Origin of the sequence: Lichenicola cladoniae (assembly GCF_013201075.1) — a bacterium.
Lineage (GTDB): Bacteria > Pseudomonadota > Alphaproteobacteria > Acetobacterales > Acetobacteraceae > Lichenicola > Lichenicola cladoniae.
Genome location: NZ_CP053708.1, coordinates 2,943,529 through 2,963,875, shown reverse-complemented (window position 1 = coordinate 2,963,875; position 20,347 = coordinate 2,943,529). Strand labels below are relative to the sequence as shown.

The following is a 20,347-nucleotide window of genomic DNA, read 5'->3' as shown; positions in this document are numbered from 1 at the left end:
AATGTTGGGAAAGCTCTCGCTCGCGGACATTCCGTTCGACCAGCCGATCGAAATGGGCGCCGCCTATTTCATGGGCGTCGTGGCGCTGGTCGTGCTGGGCGCTGTCACATATTATAAGAAGTGGGCCTATCTCTGGACAGAGTGGGTCACCTCGGTCGATCATAAGAAGATCGGCGTAATGTACATCATCGTTGCGCTCGTCATGCTGCTCCGTGGCTTCTCGGATGCGTTGCTGATGCGCTCGCAGCAGGTCATGGCCTCGGGCGGCCGGCCAGGCTTCCTGCCGCCTCACCATTATGACCAGATCTTCACCGCCCATGGCACCATCATGATCTTCTTCATGGCGATGCCGTTCATGATCGGGCTGATGAACATCGCCGTGCCTCTCCAGATCGGTGCCCGCGACGTCGCCTTCCCGTTCCTGAATTCGTTCAGCTTCTGGATGACCGCGGTCGGTGCGATGCTGGTCAACGTCTCGCTGGTGATCGGCGAGTTTGGACAGGTCGGCTGGCTAGCCTATCCGCCGCTGTCGGAGCTCAAGTTCAGCCCTGGTGTCGGCGTTGACTACTATATCTGGAGTCTCCAGCTCACCGGTCTCGGCACACTGCTGACCGGCGTGAACTTCTTCGTCACCATCGTGAAGATGCGTGCCCCGGGCATGACCTGGATGCGCATGCCGATCTTCACCTGGACCATCCTGTGCACCTCCATCCTGATCATGGCGGCGTTCCCGATCCTGACCGTCACCTTCGGGATGCTGTCGCTGGACCGTTATCTGGGCATGCACTTCTTCACCAACGACCTTGGTGGGAACCAGATGATGTACATGAACCTCATCTGGTGCTGGGGTCATCCGGAAGTCTACATCCTGATCCTGCCGGCCTTCGGCATCTTCTCCGAGGTGGTCCCGACCTTCGCGCGCAAGCGGCTGTTCGGCTACGTGGCCATGGTCTACGCGACGGTCTGCATCACCTTCCTGTCGTTCGTCGTCTGGCTCCACCACTTCTTCACGATGGGCTCGGGCGCCAACGTGAATGCCTTCTTCGGCATCACGACGATGATCATCTCGATCCCGACCGGGGTGAAGATCTTCAACTGGCTGTTCACCATGTATCGTGGTCGCATCAGCTATACGGCGCCAATGCTGTGGACGGTCGGCTTCATGGTGACTTTCACAATTGGCGGCATGACCGGCGTCATGCTGGCACTTCCGGGCAACGACTGGGTGCTGCACAACAGCTTGTTCCTGATCGCCCATTTCCATAACGTCATCATCGGCGGCGTGCTGTTCGGCTACCTCGCCGGCTACGCCTACTGGTTCCCGAAGGCGCTGGGCTTCAAGCTGCACGATGGCTGGGGCAGGGCGTCGTTCTGGGGCTGGTTCGTCGGCTTCTACGTTGCCTTCCTTCCGCTCTATGCGCTTGGCTTCATGGGCATGACCCGCCGCATGAACCATTATGACAACCCGGCCTGGACCCCATACCTGGTCGTGGCGGCACTCGGCGCGCTTATCGTGCTGGGCGGCGTCATCTGCCAGATCATCCAGCTCTATGTCAGCATCCGCGATCGTGCCCAGAACATGGACGTGACTGGCGATCCGTGGAACGGCCGGACCCTGGAGTGGTCCACCTCCTCGCCGCCGCCCTTCTACAACTTCGCCGTTCTGCCGCATGTCGACGCACTCGACGCCTTCAACGAGACCAAGAAGCGTGGCATCGAAGCACGTGAGACGCCGGTCTATTCCGACATCCACATGCCGCGGAACACGCCGGCCGGCTTCATCATGTCGGTCGCTGCCGGCGTGGTCGGGTTCGCGCTGATCTGGCACATCTGGTGGCTCGCCATCGTCGGCATGCTCGTCGTGGTCGGCACCTTCATCGTCCGCTCGTGCAACGACGATATCGACTACTACGTGCCGGCGGCCGAGGTGGCCCGCATCGAGGGGCTGCATAAGGCCCGCGTCGCCAGCCTGGAGTTCACTCATGTCGCCTGATTCACTCGTCGCACATCACGGCGAGTTCGCTGAGGATCACTCCCACGAGCCGAACAACGTGTTCGGCTTCTGGCTCTACCTGATGACCGACTGCATTCTGTTTGCGACCCTGTTCGCCGGCTTCGCTGTAGCGCGTCACCAGTATGCGGGTGACGTCAGCGGGCGAGACATCTTCAACCTGAGATACGTGGGCGTTGAGACGGCGCTGCTTCTGGTCAGTTCATCGACCTACGGCTTCGCCATGATCGGCGCCTACCAGCGTAACCTCCGCCAGGTCATCACCTGGCTGGCGGTGACGTTCCTGCTCGGCGCCGGCTTCGTGGCTATGGAAATCAACGAGTTCCATCATCTGGTGGCAGAGGGTCATGGCCCGGACAAGAGCGCGTTCCTGTCCGCATTCTTCACCCTGGTTGCGACACACGGATTGCACGTCACGTGTGGCCTGCTCTGGATGTCGGTGCTGATCTTCCAGATGGTCGTGCTGAAGAAGGGCCTGACCACCGTCTACGTGAACCGGCTGATGTGTCTCAGCCTGTTCTGGCATTTCCTGGACATCGTCTGGATCTGCGTCTTCACACTGGTCTATCTGATGGGGGTCCGGTGATGGATCATCCTGCCCTGCACGGACACTCCCACAAGACCCACATCGAGGGATCCGGCGGTGCCGGCCATGCCGGATACGGTGCCTACGGCGTCGGCTTCACGCTCTCGGTCATCCTTACCGTGGCGGCTTTCTATCCGATCATGGTGCCCGGCACGTTGCCGAACGGGTGGCTGGTTCCGACGATCGCCTTGCTGGCGATCATCCAGATCTTCGTGCACCTCGTCTGCTTCCTGCATATGAGTGCAGCCTCCGAGCAGCGCTGGAACGTCACGGCGTTCGGCTTTGCGCTGCTGGTGGTGTTCATCCTGATCACCGGCTCGCTGTGGATCATGCACAACATTTCCGAGAACATGATGACCCCCGAGGTCCCGGCCGTCCCGACTGCAAGCCAGGCCCAGGGGACCGAGCCGAAGCCCGGTGGCATGGGGGGCATGTAGCTCTCCCCGCCGATCCTCGCGCGTCTGAAACGCCTGCCGCTCACCGCGGCAGGCGTTTTTCGTTTCGGCGTCTCGTGCCGGTCCTGGCGATGAACCGCAGCATCATCATCACCGCCACCGCACCGAGCGCCACCGCGAGACCGATCCATAGCCCCGCCGCTCCCAGCCCGAGCCGGAATGCGGTCCACCAGCCGAGCGGCGCACCGATCGCCCAGTAGCCGATCGTCGCCAGCACCATTGGGACCGCGGTGTCGCCCAGGCCGCGCAGTGCGCCGAGCGCCACCACCTGGATCCCGTCCGCCACCTGGAACAGTGCCGCGATGCCGAGCAGGGCCACCACGGTCCGGATCGACGCGTCGTTTGCCGCCACGTGCGGGTCCAGGAACACCGATGCAAGCCGGTGCGGGACAAGCAGCAGCACAAGGCCGATCGTTGTCATGACCATAACGACCACCCCGGTTGCCGCGAAGCCGGCCCGCCTGGCGTCCGCCATGTCGCCGGCGCCAAAGGCCAGGCCGACCCGGACGTTGGCCGCCTGGCCAAGCGACAGCGGCACCATGAAGATGAAGGCGGTGATGCTCAGCACCACCTGGTGCGCCGTGAGCGCCGATGCCCCCAGCCGGCCGGCCGCGAGCCCAGCCACCAGGAACAAGAGCGTCTCCGCGGCGATCGTGACCGAGATCGGCAGGCCCATGCGGGCGATCGTCCGGATCTCACCGGGCGAGAACCGTGGCGGGGTCACCAGCCGTCGGCCGGCCGGGCTCCTATGCAGCAGGACGAACAGGATCGTGACGGTGAGCCAGAGCGTGAGCGTGGTTGCCAGGGCCGAGCCCCGGAGCCCGAGTGCCGGCAATAGGTGCCAGCCGGACAGGTCGAACCCGTGGATCAGGCCGTAGTTCAGCAGCCCGTTGACCACCACCATCGGCGGCATCACCCAGAGCAGCAGCCCGGCTTCGTCGATCGCCGGCAGGATCGCCCGCAGCATGCCGAGGCACGCAAGAGAGGCGGGACACCCCCAGCGCAAGACATCCATGTAGATGCCGACATCATTCGCCAGCACCGGCGGCTCGTGCATAACCAGCAGCGCCGGCTTCACCAGGCTGAAGCCGGCGAAGGCGATCAGGCTGAGCACCGATCCCACTACCAGCCCGGTCCCGTACAGCGAAGCCACCCGACGATCGTCCCCGGCGCCGAGCGCCTGCGCCGCCAGCACCCCGGCGGCGATCAGGGCACCCTGCAGGATCACCAACACGGTGAAGAACAACGACGCCGCCAGCCCGCCGGCCGCCAGCGCACCGCCGCCGATTCCGCCCAGCAGGACGCTGTCGGTCAGGCCCATCGCCATCTGCGACAGGCTCGACAGGGCGAGCGGAACCGCGAGCCGAAGCAGCGCCTTCGCGTGTCCGGCCATCGTCGTTCGCGCAGCGAGGTGCGTGCTCATGCGGTCTCCTCCGCACGGTCGCGCGGCTGCGCCCGAACATGCGGATGTGCTTGCCGGCACCGCACCGATGCCGCAAAACCCGCCAATGCCCGAACTTGTGCTTCATGACAGCCTGACCAGGAGAACGGCACCCTTCGTGCCGCTCGATCCCGACCATGTCCGTCTCTATTACTGCGGCCCGACCGTTTATGACCTGGCGCATATCGGTAACCTGCGGGCGGCGCTATCCGCCGACCTGCTGGTCCGGCTGCTGCGGCTGCTCTACCCGCGTGTCACCTTCGTGCGCAACATCACCGACGTGGACGACAAGATCAATGCGCGCGCCGCCGAGCGCGGCATCGCTATCGAGGTGCTGACCGCCGAGACGATCGCCGACCTGCATGCCGATCTCGCCGCCGCCGGTATTCTGGCGCCGGACATCGAGCCGCGCGCCACCCACCATATCGCCGACATGATCACGTTGATCGGCAGCCTGATCGGGTCCGACCATGCCTATGAGGCAGACGGGCACGTTCTGTTCTCGGTACGGCATTTCGGCGATTACGGCCGGCTGTCCGGGCGGGATCCTGACGAGTTGATCGCCGGTGCCCGGGTCGAGGTCGCATCCTACAAGCGCGATGCCGGCGACTTCGTGTTATGGAAGCCCTCGACGCCTGAGCTGCCCGGCTGGGACAGCCCATGGGGCCGTGGCCGCCCGGGTTGGCACATCGAATGCAGTGCGATGGCGCACCGCTATCTCGGCGACAGCTTCGACATTCACGGTGGCGGCGACGACCTGCTGTTTCCCCACCATGAGAACGAGCGCGCGCAGAGCCTGTGCGGCTATCCTGGCAGCCGGTTCGCCAACATCTGGCTGCATAACGCGATGCTGCTCGTCGATGGCGAGAAGATGTCCAAGAGCCTCGGGAATTTCTTCACGGTGCGCGAGATCCTGGCCGATACCCCACCGGAGGCGTTGCGCCTTCTGCTGATGCAGACCCACTACCGGTCGGTGCTGAACTTCACCCGCACCGGCCTGGTCGACGCACGGCGAACGCTCGACCGGTTCTATCGGGCGATCGCCGCCTGCAACCTGCCACCGGAGCGCGGCGACGAGCCGGTTCCGGCGGCAGTGGTCGACGCACTGTGCCAGGACCTCAACACGCCCGGCGTGATGGCCGTGCTGCACCGCTTGGCTGATGCCGCACTGGCCGGTGATGCCGCATCGGGCCTCGGGCTCCGGGCAGCTGGCCGCGCGATCGGCATACTGCGCCTGACCCCCGAAGCCTGGTTCCGGTCAGGCGTCGATGAGCCGGCGATCCAGGCGGCCATCGCCGAACGGCTGCAGGCCCGCAAGTTGCGTGATTTTGCCCGGGCGGACGCGATCCGCGCCACGCTCCTGGCCGACGGTATCGTGCTCGAGGATGGACCGGACGGCACGAGCTGGCGCCGCGCATGACCGGCCGCGACGGCGGCGCCGACCTCAGCCCGATCGGCAACAGCCCGGTCGTGGTGCTGGTGCGTCCGCAACTGGCCGAGAATATCGGTGCGGTGGCGCGCGCCATGGCCAATGGCGGCCTGTTCCACCTGCGGCTGGTGGCGCCGCGCGATGGCTGGCCGCAGGAACGCGCTTGGCGCTCGGCCTCCGGCGCTGATCGCATCCTGGACGCGGCCACGGTGCATCCCGACGTGGACGACGCGGTATCGGACCTGCACCGGGTGTTCGCGACCTGCCCGAGGCCGCGCCATATCGTGAAGCCGATCCTGACCGCGCGCGGCGGGGCGGCCGAGATCCGCGAGATCAGCCGGCGCGGCCTCGGCGTCGGCCTGCTGTTCGGACCGGAGCGGGCAGGGCTCGACAACGACGACATGGCGCGGACCGACGCGTTGATCCGCTATCCGCTAAACCCTGACTTCTCGTCTCTCAATCTCGCCCAGGCGGTCATGATTATGGCCTACGAGTGGTGGCTGAGTGCCGCCGGGGAGAATGGCGAGGAGGAAATCCCCGCCCGCGTGCTGATGACCAACGAGACCCAGGTCGCCACCAAGGGCGAGCTTGGCAACTTCATGACCCATCTGGTGCGCGAGCTCGACGCCTGCGGCTTCCTGCGCAACATGCCCAAGCGCCCCGGCATGGTGCGCAACCTGTGGCACTTCTTCGAGCGCGGCGAGGTGACCCAGCAGGAGCTGCGCACGCTGCACGGTGTGGTGACGGAGCTCGCCCTGGGGCGCCGGCTGCGCGGTCGCGACGAGGCCAGCTGACTCGCCAAACATTGACTTGGCCGCCTGTCGCACCTATACGCCGCCGCACTGCCGGGAACGTGGACGGTCCGGTTGGTGCTGCACCTGCATACGAGGCAGCGGCCCCAATGATACGGACTGCGCCCGTCGCGACCAAATCCGGTCGCGGCCTACCGGTGCAACAAGCGGAACAGGGCGACGGGTTTCTGGCCTGAACGCGCGCCGCACCGAAGAAAAGAAAGGAGCGCGCTCGTGACCAAGCGCCTCGAAAGCAAGTACAAGATCAACCGCCGCCTCGGCGTCAATCTCTGGGGTCGTGCGAAGTCGCCAATCAACAAGCGCGAATACGGCCCGGGCCAGCACGGCCAGCGCCGCAAGCAGAAGCCCTCGGACTTCAATGTCCAGCTGATGGCGAAGCAGAAGCTCAAGGGCTATTACGGCAACATCAGCGAGAAGCAGTTCCGCAAGTATTATGACGAGGCCGTCCGTCGCAAGGGCGACACCTCGGAGAACCTGATCGACCTGCTCGAGCGCCGGCTGGATGCGGTGATCTATCGCCTCAAGTTCGCGATGACGCCGTTCGCCGCCCGCCAGTTCGTCAACCATGGCCACGTCACCGTCAACGGCAAGAAGGTCAACATTCCGTCCTTCCTGGTGCGCGACGGCGATGCGATCGAGGTTCGCGAGAAGTCGAAGCAGCTGGCCGTCGTGCTCGATGCCGCACAGAGCGGCGAGCGGGATGTTCCGGAATATCTCGAGGTCGATCATCGTGCGATGAAGGGCAAGTTCCAGCGCAGCCCGAAGCTGTCGGACGTGCCGTATCCGGTGTCGATGGAACCGAACCTGGTCGTCGAGTTCTACTCGCGCTGATGGTTACCGCAGGAGGTTCCACCTCCTGCAACTCCACCAGAGGGCAGTCGCCCTCTGGACACCCAATTATCTAAACCCTGGGTTCCAAGGGCGACAGCCCTTGGGCTAGGTCCAGGGGCGGAGCCCCTTGGCCTTGTCCAACCTAGCATCCGAAATCTCCCGCCGCCGCACCTTCGCGATCATCTCGCATCCGGACGCCGGCAAGACCACGCTGACCGAGCGCCTGCTCCGCGCCGGCGGCGCGATCCAGCTCGCCGGCAACGTGCGCGCAAAAGGCGAGCGACGCCGCACCCGGTCCGACTGGATGGGGATCGAGCGCGACCGCGGCATCTCCGTCGTCACCTCGGTAATGACGTTCGAGTATGGCGGCTGCATCTTCAACCTGCTCGACACGCCCGGCCATGAGGATTTCTCCGAGGATACCTACCGGACGCTGACCGCAGTCGATTCCGCGGTCATGGTGATCGATGCTGCCAAGGGCATCGAGGCCCGGACCCTCAAGCTGTTCGAGATCTGCCGTCTCCGCGACATCCCGATCATCACCTTCGTCAACAAGATGGATCGCGAGGCGCAGGACCCGTTCGCGTTAATGGAAGAGGTATCGCAGGCGCTGGCACTCGACACCGCGCCGGCGACCTGGCCGATCGGACGTGCCTCCAACTTCGTCGGGACCTACGACCTGCGCGCTCGCGAGGTGCATGTGTCGGTGCCGTTGGAGCAGTCTGACCCACGCATGATCGCCCTGGGCGAGGAACTCGAGCTGGTGCAGGCGGCGTTGCCGGAATGGAACAGGGAAAGCTTCGACGCCGGCCATCTGACGCCGGTCTATTTCGGCAGCGCCATGCGCGAGATCGGCGTGACCGACCTGCTCGACGCGCTTGTGAGCTTCGGGCCGCAGCCGCGCGCGCAGGCGACCGACGGCCGCGTCGTGCAGGCGGACGAGCCGACCATGACCGCGCTGATTTTCAAGATCCAGGCCAACATGGATCCGAACCACCGGGACCGCATGGCGTTCGCGCGTGTCTGTTCCGGCCAGCTGACGCGCGGCATGCGGGTCAAGCACGTGCGGTCGGGCAAGCAGTTCGCGCTGCACACGCCGCAGTTCTTTTTCGCCCGCGATCGGCAGCTTGCGGAGGAAGCCTACGCCGGCGACGTCGTCGGCATTCCGAACCACGGTACGCTCCGGATCGGCGACACGCTGACCGAGGGGGAGGAGCTCCGCTTCACCGGCGTGCCGCATTTCGCGCCCGAGATCCTGAGGCGCGTGCGGCTCGACGATGCGATGAAGGCCAAGAAGCTGCGTCAGGCGCTGCAGGAGCTGGCGGAAGAGGGCGTGGTGCAGTTGTTCCGACCGCAGGATGGCAGCCCGCCGATCGTCGGCGTGGTCGGCACGCTGCAGCTCGACGTGTTGCAGGCGCGCCTTGCCGGCGAATACGGGGTTGGGATCGGCTTTGAATCCACGCCGTTCTCGCTCGCGCGTTGGGTGGACGGCGACAAGCTGCGACTGGCGAACTTTGTGGCCACCAACCGGACCGCGATGGCGGACGATTTGGATGGCGACCCGGTGTTTCTCGCAAGCTCAGCTTTCATGATGCGCCGAACCGCGGAAATGAACGCCGAGTTGCGGTTCGTGGACATCAAGCAGATTGGCAGCAATTTCAGCTAGGGACTGCCAACAACCTTTGACCAGGCAGTGGCTCTTGTCGGTGATGAGAACAATGGGTGCCTGTTCTGTTCAACATTCCTGCGGATAAGGAACCGGTTGCAGGAAATATCCGCTCTCAGTGATTGGCCGGAACATGCCGGAAGACCTCGAGGGCGACATGAATGCTCGACTGATGCGCAAGCCCGGTGCCGGCCGGTAGCCCTGGCAATCTGCGCCTATGCAGAGTGGACGCGCTGCCGGGTCGCACGCGACGGCCATGTCGAACTGCACGGCCACGTCTACTCGCTCCCATCGCGTCTGATCCGGCGCAGATCCGGGCATTCGGGACCGAGGTCGGACCGGCCACCAGCGCCCTGGTTGAAACGATCATGAACACCACGTTGAGTTTCGAGCAGGGTTTTTGTACTTGCCCCGGTATCCTTCCGTTGGGATTGGTACCCGCAGTGACTAGCCCCCGCCAGCGCCTCGAATATAGCCGGCGTACATTTATGACTATGCCGAATTGGAGTGAAAACTTGCAACGCCGCCTAATCGGTTGAAGTTCTAGTGACGCAGAAGCGAATAGAATTGCGACCGGCTATAAAAACCGACGGTAAACCCTATCTAGGCGTCGGAGGTAAGGGCGGCCTAGTTGTCATGGGACGCCGAGCACTCATGATCTGCCTCGGCAAAGACAGACCTACGAGTGATCCGATCGAAGCTGCATTATGACGATGTGTGATGTATCTGTCGGCGAGGCTCGTACGTTTTAAGAGTACACCCCTAAAGCAGTGAGATTACTATGCACGCAAATGGCCCGTAGCAGCATCCGGCTACGAGCGCAGCAAATCGCGAAGCCTAGTTTGGCATGTGTGTCGTTCGCCAAAAATACAGAATGCAATAATCATCAGGATGCCAAAATCAACGTGAATCCGTCTACATCAGAAAAATTATGAGGGTCGCTCTTACAGTCCATACTGCCTTCGCCTTTTTCCGGATCAATCCATTCCTTATTCAGATACCGAAGCCCGCCGTTACAAGCTCCTCGCGCGGATACCCGGTCCTCTGAGCGGGAGATCTGGCGCAGACGACAGGTTGGGTGTTTCCACGCATTGACTTCTTTCGTGCGACCCCTAGCCACTGGCCTCGATAAAGTCTGTAGATTAAATAATAATCAGAGTGCCTCTCTTTGGAGCGCCTAATAATATGCGGCTTTTCCGCTGAAATAAAATTAATGCCACCCGATCGGTTAAGCTGTCTGATCAGACATCATACTGTGATGCCTGGCCGATGATTACCCTGAAGGTCAGGTCGAGGCTGGCAAGTGTCGGAGAACCGTGCCGTGCCATACCAACCAACACGAAATATCCACTTATCCTCACGTTCGGAAATCCAGACGATCTCGTCTACCGCCGACAGTCCCGGCTATTCATTCTGTGCAGAATCACGAGATTAACCCTTACCGTACCGCTAACCTTGCAGTGTGTGCAGAGACCTTCGCGAACCTTGGGTGATGGGCCCGCATCGGACCCTTGTATCGAAGACAAGAACCCCTTCCGAGCCCGACCCCGAGTGATCGACGAACTTCCGACCGAGGCTGTCCTCCATGGCGACATTGCACAGCTAGGGCGCGTCCAAAAGCATGGGTCTCTTGTGGCGCCCGCGGCGATGGCTGCCACCAAGGGCTGGTGTGCCATTTTCCAGGATCGACCGGACCAGCACGGCAATTGGAACGAACGGAGATTTTGCATTGCACAAGTTCTTGCCGTGAGCTGCCGACAATTCATCATTGAGTATAGGTCGTTGACAATCGATTTGGTGGCGCGCAGCTTCAACTCAACAAAAGAAACTTAAGTTCCAGGTAATGAACAAAGTCGGGGAAGTATCCAATCTAAAGGTTCCGGCGCTTGGGAGGGGTGTCGCCCTTCTGGAAGCGGTTGCCCGCGAACCTGGCCTTGGGTTCACCGGTATCCAGGAACGGCTCGGCATGCCAAAGAGCTCCACGCATCATCTTATCTCGACTATGTGTGAACTTGGCTTGATCAAGCGGAGATCGTTGGGCGGATACGGTCTGGGGCTCAGGTTGTTCGAGCTTGCCGGTATCGCAAACGAGAGCAACGATCTCCAACGGGACGCGATGCCGATACTTCGCGACTTTGCAAAGCGGGTCCAGCTCACCTGTCATCTGGGTGTACTCGAGCAGAACGAGGCGGTTTATCTTGCACGCGTCGAAGGTGCGCGCGACATAATCGTGAAATCTCACGTCGGCCAACGATTTCCCGTCAACTGCAGTGCCCTTGGCAAGAGCCTGATCGCCTGGATGCCGCCCGAACTGCTCGACATTGTTATAGCGAGCCTTGCTTTCGAAAAGCGGATGCCGAAGACCGTCATGAGTGCCGCGGGTCTTCGTCTCCAGCTCGCAGATGTAAGGCGCCGGGGTTGGGCGATCGATGACGAGGAACAGGCGCCGAACTGCCGCTGCATCGCCGCACCGATCCGTGATCGCGATGGCATGGTTATCGCTGCAATCAGTGCGGTCGGAACGCTGGAGCAGGTCGAGGACAAACGGTTCGATGCGCTAGCAGCACAAGTAATGGCGGCAGCGAACGCTATATCCGAATCCGTATACTGCACATCCGCAGATATAACGAAGCCGCCGAAATCGCGAGCGGCCAAATCTAGGGAGAAGGGGCGTTGAATATTGGATTTATCGGTTTGGGCGTCATGGGGCGCCCGATGGCAGAACACCTGATCAAGGCCGGTCATAGGGTTAGCCTTGCAAGCCGTTCGGGCGTACCATCCAACATGGGCGACGGCGACGTGTTGAGATGCGCGAGTGCTGCCGAGGCTTCGGCGGATGCGGACGTTATCATCATCATGGTGCCAGACACGCCTGATGTCGAAGCCGTGATATTCGGACCCGCAGGCGTGATTGAGACCGCGAAGTCCGGGTCAATTGTCGTCGATATGAGCTCCATCTCGCCACTTGCGAGCAAGCAGTTCGCTGCGCGTCTCGGTGAGCGTGGCATCGGGTGCCTCGACGCGCCGGTATCTGGCGGCGAAGTCGGGGCAAAAGCGGCGTCGCTGACCATCATGGTCGGCGGCCCGGCCGACCTGTTCGAGCACGTGAGGCCGCTCCTCGAATTGATGGGGCGCAACATCAACCGGGTCGGGGAGCACGGCGCCGGTCAGACGACAAAGGTAGCCAACCAGATCATCGTCGCGCTTACGATCGAGGCAGTGTCCGAAGCGTTGGTGTTCGCGTCGCGTGCAGGTGCAGACCCGGCGCGCGTGCGCGAGGCGCTGCTCGGCGGCTTCGCCAGCTCCCGCGTTCTCGAGGTTCATGGCGAACGGATGATCAAGCGCAATTTCACGCCGGGCTTTCGCGTCGAACTGCACCAGAAGGATCTCAATCTCGCACTTGAGAATGCCCGGTTACTCGGAGTGTCGCTTCCCGCAACGGCTCTGGCTCGGTCGCTGTTCAGCGCGTGCGAGGCGCATGGTGGCGGCCGCGACGATCATTCGTCCATGGTTCGAGCCCTCGAACTGCTCGCCAACCACGAGATCGGACAATCCATGGCTAAAGATGCCGCGGAGTAGACGGAGAAGAACAACACAGCTCTCAAGAGACGCCGCTGCTGCTTACGGACGAGGCAAGATTAATGAGACATAAAATCTACGTTACGCGGGCGATCCCCGATCTGACGATCAAGGCCCTCGAGGCGGAGCACGACGTTACCGTGAACCCCGAGGATCGCGCACTCTCGCCCGAGGAGCTTCGTCGCAACGTCTCCGGTTGTGCCGCCATCGTGTCGCTACTGACCGACCGCATCGACGGTCCCCTTCTTGACGCTGCGGGGCCGGCTTGCCGGATCGTCGCGAACTATGCGGTCGGCACGAACAATTTCGACGTGCCTGCGGCCACCGACCGCGGTGTCGCACTGACCAATACGCCCGGCGTGCTCGACGACGCGACGGCGACGCACACGATCGCTCTTATGCTCGCGATGGCGCGCCGCATTCCCGAAGCCGAGCGCTTCCTGCGCGAGGGACGGTGGGACGGGTGGAAGCCGATGTTCTTCATAGGCGTCGATGTCGATCGGAAGGTCCTCGGTATCGCTGGGGCGGGCCGGATCGGACGCAACGTGGCCCGAAAGGCGCGTGGCTTCGATATGGAGATCATCTACAGCGACGTGGCACCAAATCGCGAGATTGAAGAGGAGTCCGGCGCGCGTTTCGTCAGCAAGGACGAGCTCCTCACGCGATCGGACTTTCTGACACTACACGTGCCGCTTTCGCCAGAAACGCACCACTACGTCAGTACGCATGAATTCGGGCGGATGAAGCCGACGGCGATCTTGATCAACGCGAGCCGTGGCCCGGTTGTCGACGAGAAGGCGCTTGTCGAGGCCTTGCGCGAGCATCGCATCTGGGGTGCGGCACTCGACGTCTTTGAGGACGAACCCAAGCTCGCACCAGGCCTGATAGACCTGCCAAATCTCGTGATCGTCCCGCATATTGCCTCCGCGACGGAGGAGACCAGGCTGCAGATGGGCGAGATCGTCTCGCGCAACGTACTGGCTGTGCTGTCTGGCAGGCCACCTGATATCTGCATCAATGCAGACGCACTGACCCGTCGCGACGCGTCGCAAACAGTCATGTAATTGGCAAGGAAAGCTCTTTGACCCCCGCCTTCACTGGAGGTCGCCCACAGGGGACAGACGCCTGCAGACCACCAGGAGGAAAAAAGCCATGCCGCAACCGGTATTCGCTCTGCCTGCTGGCTTTGGGGCAGTTACGCCTGTTCCAGATCCAACGACTGCAGCGCCCGCGTACTACCGGAGAAACTCGTCCGACAGGCGCCGGTGCATCGACCTGGCGGAAACGGCTGTCAATCCGATGCCGATCGGCACCGACGAACGGGAATCGTCTCGTTGAACGCCCGGAACTCGAACACCCACGGCTCTTCTCGGGATGAGGCAGCCAGGGCGATCGCCTCTGGTTTCGGGATCAGCGTCGTCAACGCTTTGCACGGCAGCCGCATGCGCCAGGATGATGATGCGCGGTGCCAACTGCATCGAAACACGCCTTGGCCCGAGACGCAAAACATTGAAACAACACAACTATCACTTCCGTCTCGGCGAGTTACAGTTAAGCGATGCAGGTGGCATGCCTTCGGAAATAACTCAGACACACGATCATCTGAACCGTTTACACGCTAACTGAACTGGAAAAGCGTAATCGGCTGATGACGTCACGTAGTAAATAAGGCACTTTGCAGCAGAGCGCGTTGGGCTACTGAGACCCGACCGCTTGGGGGAATAGATAATGAGTGCGAATATCGCACCTGCAATAGTCGATCGTTACGAGACCGTTGTCGGCGCCCACGACGCCAGGCCTCTTGGAGGCTTCTCTTAAGCTGGGGATGGTGACCCAGATTACGGCATTCGCCACGCGGTCGCCAGTGATGGCACCATGTGTGAACCAGCGACTACACTATCATTAACCGATATCGTGTCAGAAACGGACTCGGATACGCTACCGTTGATCAACCCGAGTACCACAAAGCAAGAAAAGCGAAGGGATAGAAACATGCCTCGCCTCTCAGGCGTCAATAAGACAATGTTCATGGCGGTCGCGATGTGCGGCCTATCCACGGCGGCTGTGGCAGCCGACGAGCCGACAATCGGCGTCGTTGTGCCGACACTGGACTCACAATTCTGGAACAGAGACATCACGTTCCTGCAGACGGGTGCGAGCCAGCTCGGCGTCCACCTCGTCGTCCTGAATGCTGACAACAAGCCGGATCAGATGACCCAGGCCGCACAGGATCTCGTGGCTCGTAAAGTCGATGGAATCATCTCGGTCGGTTACTGGTCGACTGCGCCCGCCACTATCAGGTTCGCCAAGCGTGCGAACATCCCCGTTATCATCACGGACACTTATACTACATTCGCACCGCAGTCCGGAGAGCACACCAACTATATCGCATTCGTCGGACCGAGCGACTTCGACTCCGGCTACCACATGGGCAAGGCACTGCTTGCCGCGGTCAAGCCTGACCCGCAAGGGAAGAAAGTGATCGGTGTGGTCAACGGAACGGCCGGTACATCGGTCGCGATTGACCGCCGCAAAGGTTTCCAGAAAGCGGTCGATGAAGATGGCAACGTCACGATCGTTGGCGAGGTGGACGGAAATTTCGTGCGCGACCAGTCACAGACGGCCTTTGAATCCCTCTATCAGGGTCATCCCGATATAGCTGGAGTATGGTGCGGAAACGACCCGACCGCGATGGGCGTACTTGCGGCGCTGAAGAGCAAGGGCAAGGTACCTGGCAAGGACGTGATCGTCGTCGGAATGGATCTCAATCCCGAAAATGTCGAGGAGGTCAAAAACGGCGAACAGATCTTCGACATTGGCGGTCACTGGGTACAGGGCGGTATCGCGCTGGAGATAATGTACAACTATCTTCACGGCTTCAAGATTCCGGCTGACCAGGCGAATATCAAGCTCAAGCTGCTGCCGATGACGAAGGCCGATGTTCCCCGCTACGTGAGGGACTTCCCTGGCGGACAGCCGAACTACGACTTCAAGGTTCACTCGAAGGTCTACAACAAGGACGCGCCCCTGTCCCCGGCCTTCGAGGTACACTACTCCCAGTAATTGAACGACAAGGCAACCTCGCATCCGTCGTGGTGCGAGGACCTCCTGTATTTCCGGTTATTTCATGAATGGTTGCGCTCCATGACGCTCGTTGCAGTCAATCTGAACAAGCGGTTCGGCCCTACCCTCGCGGCGAGCGATGTCTCTATCACGCTCCGTACAGGTACGGTTCATGCCATCGTCGGCGAGAATGGAGCAGGCAAGTCCACGACGCTCCGCATGCTTGGCGGTGCGATGCGTCCCGACAGTGGCGCGATGACGCTGGACGATGCGCCCTTCGCTCCGCAATCCATCGTCGATGCCACGGCGCGCGGTGTGGCGCTGGTTCATCAGGAAATCACGATCAACCGGTCGCTGACGATCGCCGAAAACATCTTTATTGGAAGCCTGCGCCGATATGCGCGGCCGCTCGGGATCGTGAAGCGGAAACAGATGGCGACGGTGGCACAGGCTGCCCTCGACCGGCTTGGCGTCAAAATCTCGGTCTCGACCAATATCGATCGGCTCAACCTTGGCGAGCTGAAATGCGTGGAGATTGCGCGCGCCATCTCATCGGACCCCAACACGCTTCTACTCGATGAATCGACGGCCTACCTCGATCATCGCGAAGTGGATGCGGTACTGAACGTCATGCAGGAGCTGAAATCGCAGGGCATGACGATTGGCTTCGTGTCGCATCATTTGAGCGAGGTGCTTGCGGCGGCTGACGATCTCACCATTCTCAAAGATGGGCGGTTCGTTGGTTCCTTCCTGGCCGCGAGCATCGAGGCAAATGAAATTCATCGCCTGATGGTGGGGCGGGATCTGTCGCACGGCACGTATCCGCCGCGCGGGCCGCCTGGTCTCGCCGCACCCGCTATCCTGCGCGCGCGCGGGGTCGCGGTAGGCCGGGAGTTGAACGACCTCAGCATCGAGGTGCGGCGTGGCGAGATCGTCGGACTTGCGGGTCTGAAAGGCGCCGGCGCGGAGGCGCTGTTCGCCGGCATCGTCGGCGACGAGAAATTAGTTCACGGCGACCTGAATCTGGCGGGGATGGACTATCACCCCACGACGCCGCGCGCGGCCTGGCAGCAGGGGATCGCATACCTTCCGGGCGATCGCGGCAACGAGGGGCTTATTGCGGGGTTCAGCGTGCTGGATAATCTCGTCATGGCGCGGCCGCCGTCGCACGGACCGTTCTTCGACAGGTCGCGTGCCCGCGAGATCTCCGACGATCTCATCTTGCAGATCGGCATCCGGACGGCCTGCGCCGACGCACCGTGTCGTTCGCTCTCGGGCGGGAATATGCAGAAGGTGGTGCTGGGCAAGTGCCTCGCCGTCGGTCCGTCGCTCCTTTTGCTGAACAATCCCACGCGTGGAGTGGACATGGGTGCCCGCGTCGAAATCTACGGGCTCATGCGCCAGAAGGCGGCCGAAGGCCTCGCCATTCTTCTCTCGTCCGAGGATATGCCGGAACTCATCGGCATGTCGGACCGTCTCGTCGTTCTTCGGCAAGGTGTAGTAGCCCGTGAATACCCCTCGCTGGACGGCGTCGAAGAGCATGACATCGTGAAGTACATGACCTGAGGCATGATGATGAACAAGATCAGCACCGTAACCGACCTGGACAGGAAGGTCATCCCAGCCGAGCGATGGAATATTCCGCGGATCGAGCTGTTGCGACGGGGGTTCCCCCTCATCTTTCTCGTCGTATTGGTTGCGGTCTTCACGGCCATGTCGCGCCGCTTCCTGTCGCTCGACAATCTCTCCACCGTGCTCGAACAGGGAACCGTGCTTCTCGTTGCTGCACTGGGCATGACCTTTATCATCATGGCGGGGTCAATCGACATCTCGGTGGGCGCGATCGTCGCCGTGTCAGCGCTGGTGGCAGCCGTGACGTCGAACACGCTCGGTGCCTGGGCAATCATCCCGGCGATTGCGGTCGGAGCGATGTGCGGCTGTCTCAACGGCTTGCTGCTGGCGGTCGGGAAGGTTCCGTCTTTCATCGCGACGATGGGAACCATGGTCGTCTATCGCGGTCTGGTCCTGTACTTCACGCGTGGCGCGCCGGTTTCGATCGAGAATGACGGTTTCCTCGATGCCTACTCCGGGATCAGTTACGGTATTCCCCATGAGGTCGTGATCGGTCTGGCTCTTGCGGCGGTCGCCTGGTGCATCATAAACTATACTGTCTTCGGTCGCGAGGTACGGGCGATCGGTGGTGGCGAGCGTGTCTCGATCCTTACCGGCATCCCAGTCAGGCGCGTCAAGATCTTGATGTATGTGCTACTCGGAGCACTGTGTGGCATGGCTGGGCTGCTGCAGGGCGCGCGCACGATGGCCGCGACATCGCAGCTCGGTCTCGGTCTCGAACTGGATGTTATCGCGGCTGTGGTGGTCGGCGGCACGCCTTTGACGGGTGGCCTCGGCAGCATCATGAATACCATGCTCGGAGTATTGATCATCACGCTCCTTTCGAGCGGCATGAACATGGGGGGAGTCGACCCCTATTTTCAGAACATCATCAAAGGTTTCGTTCTGGTCACTGCGGTCTTCATAACCATTGATCGCAAGAAGATCGGGATTATCAAGTAGCGGCGATTTACGCACCTGACCGACACTCCAGCAACAACGAAAGAGATGACGACCATGGAATATCGCCAACTTGGCCGGTCCGGCTTGAAGGTTTCCGCCCTTACCCTTGGCACCATGACATTCGGCGGAAAGGCGCGGTTCTCCCATGTCGGGAATACCGACCAGGCCGGGGCCACACGCATGGTCGATATCGCGCTGGACGCCGGCGTCAACCTGCTCGACACCTCCGATATCTATTCGTCCGGAACCTCGGAAGAGATCGTCGGCGAAACGATCAGAGGCAGGCGTGACCAGGTGTTGCTGGCGACCAAGGCCCGCTTCCCGATGGGAACCGGCCCGAACGATGGCGGGCTTTCGCGCCACTATCTGATGCGTGCCTGCGAGGCGAGCCTGAAGCGTCTCAAGGTCGATCACATCGATCTGTACCAGCTTCACGAGTGGGATGGCCTCACCCCGGTCGAGGAGACCATGGCGGCGCTGGAATCGCTCGTCTCGTCCGGAAAGGTCCGTTATGTCGGGGTGTCGAACTTCACCGGCTGGCAACTCATGAAGGCGCTGGGCGCTGCGGATCGGGCTGGCAGCGCGCGCTTTGTCAGCCAGCAGATCCACTACACCCTCGAAGCGCGCGAGGCAGAATACGAACTGGTTCCGATCGCGCTGGACCAGGGTTTGGGCATCCTCGTTTGGAGCCCGCTTGCCGGTGGCCTTCTGTCGGGTAAATATCGCCGTGGTCAGGCCGGTCCGGAAGACGGGCGCAACTTCGCCGGCTGGCCGGAACCGCCGATCCGTGACGAGACCAGGCTCTACGATATCATCGAGGTGCTGGTCGCGATTGCCGACGAGCACAGCGTTTCTGCTGCCGAGGTCGCTTTGGCTTGGCTGCTGCATCGGCCGGCAGTGTCGTCGGTGGTGATCGGCGCGAATACCGAGGCACAGCTTCTGACCAACCTCAAGTCGGTGGATCTGCGGCTGAACGAGAGCGACATGGAGCGGCTGAACGCCGTGAGCAAGTTGCCGTTGCTCTACCCGTACTGGCATCAGGCCATGACCGCAAGCGACCGACTCGGGAAACTCGATCTGGTTTTGCTGGAGCAATATCTGCCAAAGACCAACGCGTTCTAGGATTTGATCGAGACGCTCGCTCGACGCCGGACGATCGTAGAAGTGCCCTTTGATGGTTCGTTGGCCCCACTGCCTGCGAGCCATCAAATCGGGCGATGGGTCCCTGGAGAAATGTCCCCTTGAGCGGCTCGCCTTTATCGTGCGAACGAGGAGTGCAACTCCGGTCAGGCTTTTTCCAGACGATAGCGAAGTCGGCGAGCGCTGGGTAAAATTCACGGGGTGCGGTCATCCGACCCCGACAACACCATCAAGGGTCCCAACGCCATGAAGCTCGATCGATCGGACGCTCACCACCTTATAGAGGAAGCAGTGATCCAGGCGAACATATTGGGCCGCCCCATGTGTGTCGCGGTGACCGACGAGCGCGGCGCGCTCCTGGCCTTCTCACGCATGGATGGGGCGCCGGTCAGGAGTATCAAACTATCGGAGGCCAAGGCATACAGCGCCGCGAGACTCGGCGTCACCACAACCGCGTTCCATGCGCGCCTGGTGCGGGAAGGCGTGCAGGCCAGCTATTTCGCGGATTCGACGCTGACGGGGTTGCCCGGCGGGGCTGTTATTTGCAGCCAAAGCGGCGCGATAATCGGAGGCATTGGTATCAGCGGTCTCGCTCCCGTCGAGGATCAGCAAATTGCCGACGAGGTCGCGGCCGCTCTTGCAAGAAACATGGGTGATAAGACCTGACGTCTCGATCCCGTACGACCCCAGGATGAGCCCAGGATGACCGGAGCCGCCAGCCAGATCGTCGTGCCATTAACGATCGAGGCCGGTGGCTGAG

17 protein-coding genes are annotated in these 20,347 nt (G+C 61.8%); 16 read left to right on the top strand and 1 reads right to left on the bottom strand.

From position 1 onward, the window contains the following. Position 1 precedes the first annotated feature (1 nt). Genes cyoB through cyoD form a run of 3 tightly spaced genes read left to right on the top strand, consistent with a single transcriptional unit; the run spans position 2 to position 3,034 of the window. On the top strand, positions 2-1,993 hold the full coding sequence (gene cyoB / locus HN018_RS13510; RefSeq protein WP_171836645.1) for a cytochrome o ubiquinol oxidase subunit I: 1,992 nt from the start codon (positions 2-4) through the stop codon (positions 1,991-1,993). Then, positions 1,983-2,597 carry a cytochrome o ubiquinol oxidase subunit III gene (cyoC, locus tag HN018_RS13505; RefSeq protein ID WP_171836644.1) on the top strand — a complete coding sequence of 205 codons (615 nt, stop codon included), beginning with the start codon at positions 1,983-1,985 and terminating at the stop codon, positions 2,595-2,597. The genes cyoB and cyoC overlap by 11 nt, the downstream gene beginning before the upstream one ends. After that, positions 2,597-3,034 (top strand): cytochrome o ubiquinol oxidase subunit IV, encoded by a 438-nt coding sequence (cyoD, locus tag HN018_RS13500; RefSeq protein WP_171836643.1) that lies wholly within the window; start codon positions 2,597-2,599, stop codon positions 3,032-3,034. Before cyoC ends, cyoD begins: the two co-directional genes overlap by 1 nt. A 40-nt stretch (positions 3,035-3,074) precedes the next feature. Here the strand turns inward: cyoD and HN018_RS13495 are convergent, their stop codons facing one another. Continuing rightward, on the bottom strand, positions 3,075-4,475 hold the full coding sequence (locus HN018_RS13495) for an MATE family efflux transporter (protein ID WP_171836642.1): 1,401 nt from the start codon (positions 4,473-4,475) through the stop codon (positions 3,075-3,077). A gap of 85 nt (positions 4,476-4,560) precedes the next feature. Between HN018_RS13495 and cysS the strand changes: the two genes are divergently transcribed. The 13 genes from cysS to HN018_RS13435 all read left to right on the top strand — a co-directional run bounded on the left by cysS (position 4,561) and on the right by HN018_RS13435 (position 20,253). Continuing rightward, positions 4,561-5,913 (top strand): cysteine--tRNA ligase, encoded by a 1,353-nt coding sequence (gene cysS / locus HN018_RS13490; protein ID WP_171836723.1) that lies wholly within the window; start codon positions 4,561-4,563, stop codon positions 5,911-5,913. Next, positions 5,910-6,716, top strand: a complete 807-nt coding sequence (locus tag HN018_RS13485) for an RNA methyltransferase (RefSeq protein ID WP_171836641.1) — start codon at positions 5,910-5,912, stop codon at positions 6,714-6,716. Before cysS ends, HN018_RS13485 begins: the two co-directional genes overlap by 4 nt. 231 nt (positions 6,717-6,947) lie before the next feature. Further along, positions 6,948-7,565: a 30S ribosomal protein S4 gene (gene rpsD / locus HN018_RS13480; RefSeq protein ID WP_171836640.1), complete on the top strand. Its 618-nt coding sequence runs from the start codon at positions 6,948-6,950 to the stop codon at positions 7,563-7,565. Positions 7,566-7,692: 127 nt separating this feature from the next. Next, positions 7,693-9,231, top strand: coding sequence for a peptide chain release factor 3 (locus HN018_RS13475; RefSeq protein WP_171836639.1), 1,539 nt, complete (start codon positions 7,693-7,695; stop codon positions 9,229-9,231). A gap of 27 nt (positions 9,232-9,258) precedes the next feature. Next, positions 9,259-9,603, top strand: a complete 345-nt coding sequence (locus HN018_RS29395; protein ID WP_408886717.1) for a Mu transposase domain-containing protein — start codon at positions 9,259-9,261, stop codon at positions 9,601-9,603. Positions 9,604-11,074: 1,471 nt separating this feature from the next. Further along, positions 11,075-11,908: an IclR family transcriptional regulator gene (locus HN018_RS13470; RefSeq protein ID WP_171836638.1), complete on the top strand. Its 834-nt coding sequence runs from the start codon at positions 11,075-11,077 to the stop codon at positions 11,906-11,908. Then, positions 11,905-12,810: a 2-hydroxy-3-oxopropionate reductase gene (locus HN018_RS13465; RefSeq protein ID WP_171836637.1), complete on the top strand. Its 906-nt coding sequence runs from the start codon at positions 11,905-11,907 to the stop codon at positions 12,808-12,810. The genes HN018_RS13470 and HN018_RS13465 overlap by 4 nt, the downstream gene beginning before the upstream one ends. A 62-nt stretch (positions 12,811-12,872) precedes the next feature. Then, on the top strand, positions 12,873-13,874 hold the full coding sequence (locus tag HN018_RS13460; protein ID WP_171836636.1) for a 2-hydroxyacid dehydrogenase: 1,002 nt from the start codon (positions 12,873-12,875) through the stop codon (positions 13,872-13,874). Between the two features lie 964 nt (positions 13,875-14,838). After that, positions 14,839-15,873 carry an ABC transporter substrate-binding protein gene (locus HN018_RS13455; protein WP_171836635.1) on the top strand — a complete coding sequence of 345 codons (1,035 nt, stop codon included), beginning with the start codon at positions 14,839-14,841 and terminating at the stop codon, positions 15,871-15,873. 81 nt (positions 15,874-15,954) lie between these two features. After that, entirely contained in the window at positions 15,955-17,439 is a 1,485-nt protein-coding gene (locus tag HN018_RS13450; RefSeq protein WP_172443483.1) for a sugar ABC transporter ATP-binding protein, read from the top strand. Positions 17,440-17,442: 3 nt separating this feature from the next. Further along, positions 17,443-18,447 carry an ABC transporter permease gene (locus tag HN018_RS13445; RefSeq protein WP_171836633.1) on the top strand — a complete coding sequence of 335 codons (1,005 nt, stop codon included), beginning with the start codon at positions 17,443-17,445 and terminating at the stop codon, positions 18,445-18,447. Positions 18,448-18,501: 54 nt separating this feature from the next. Further along, entirely contained in the window at positions 18,502-19,569 is a 1,068-nt protein-coding gene (locus HN018_RS13440) for an aldo/keto reductase (protein WP_171836632.1), read from the top strand. Between the two features lie 264 nt (positions 19,570-19,833). Continuing rightward, complete coding sequence (locus tag HN018_RS13435) at positions 19,834-20,253, top strand: GlcG/HbpS family heme-binding protein (RefSeq protein ID WP_171836631.1); 420 nt, start codon at positions 19,834-19,836, stop codon at positions 20,251-20,253. Positions 20,254-20,347 lie beyond the last annotated feature (94 nt).

Bases quoted from the DNA above. Each gene is read 5' to 3' on its own strand.
- HN018_RS13460 (WP_171836636.1), top strand. From the start codon at position 12,873: ATGAGACATAAAATCTACGTTACGCGGGCGATCCCCGATCTGACGATC.
- cyoC (WP_171836644.1), top strand. From the start codon at position 1,983: ATGTCGCCTGATTCACTCGTCGCACATCACGGCGAGTTCGCTGAGGAT.
- HN018_RS13435 (WP_171836631.1), top strand. From the start codon at position 19,834: ATGAAGCTCGATCGATCGGACGCTCACCACCTTATAGAGGAAGCAGTG.
- HN018_RS13485 (WP_171836641.1), top strand. From the start codon at position 5,910: ATGACCGGCCGCGACGGCGGCGCCGACCTCAGCCCGATCGGCAACAGC.
- cyoB (WP_171836645.1), top strand. From the start codon at position 2: ATGTTGGGAAAGCTCTCGCTCGCGGACATTCCGTTCGACCAGCCGATC.
- HN018_RS13450 (WP_172443483.1), top strand. From the start codon at position 15,955: ATGACGCTCGTTGCAGTCAATCTGAACAAGCGGTTCGGCCCTACCCTC.
- HN018_RS13440 (WP_171836632.1), top strand. From the start codon at position 18,502: ATGGAATATCGCCAACTTGGCCGGTCCGGCTTGAAGGTTTCCGCCCTT.
- HN018_RS13470 (WP_171836638.1), top strand. From the start codon at position 11,075: ATGAACAAAGTCGGGGAAGTATCCAATCTAAAGGTTCCGGCGCTTGGG.
- cyoD (WP_171836643.1), top strand. From the start codon at position 2,597: ATGGATCATCCTGCCCTGCACGGACACTCCCACAAGACCCACATCGAG.
- HN018_RS13455 (WP_171836635.1), top strand. From the start codon at position 14,839: ATGGCGGTCGCGATGTGCGGCCTATCCACGGCGGCTGTGGCAGCCGAC.
- HN018_RS13495 (WP_171836642.1), bottom strand. From the start codon at position 4,475: ATGAGCACGCACCTCGCTGCGCGAACGACGATGGCCGGACACGCGAAG.
- HN018_RS13445 (WP_171836633.1), top strand. From the start codon at position 17,443: ATGATGATGAACAAGATCAGCACCGTAACCGACCTGGACAGGAAGGTC.
- cysS (WP_171836723.1), top strand. From the start codon at position 4,561: ATGCCCGAACTTGTGCTTCATGACAGCCTGACCAGGAGAACGGCACCC.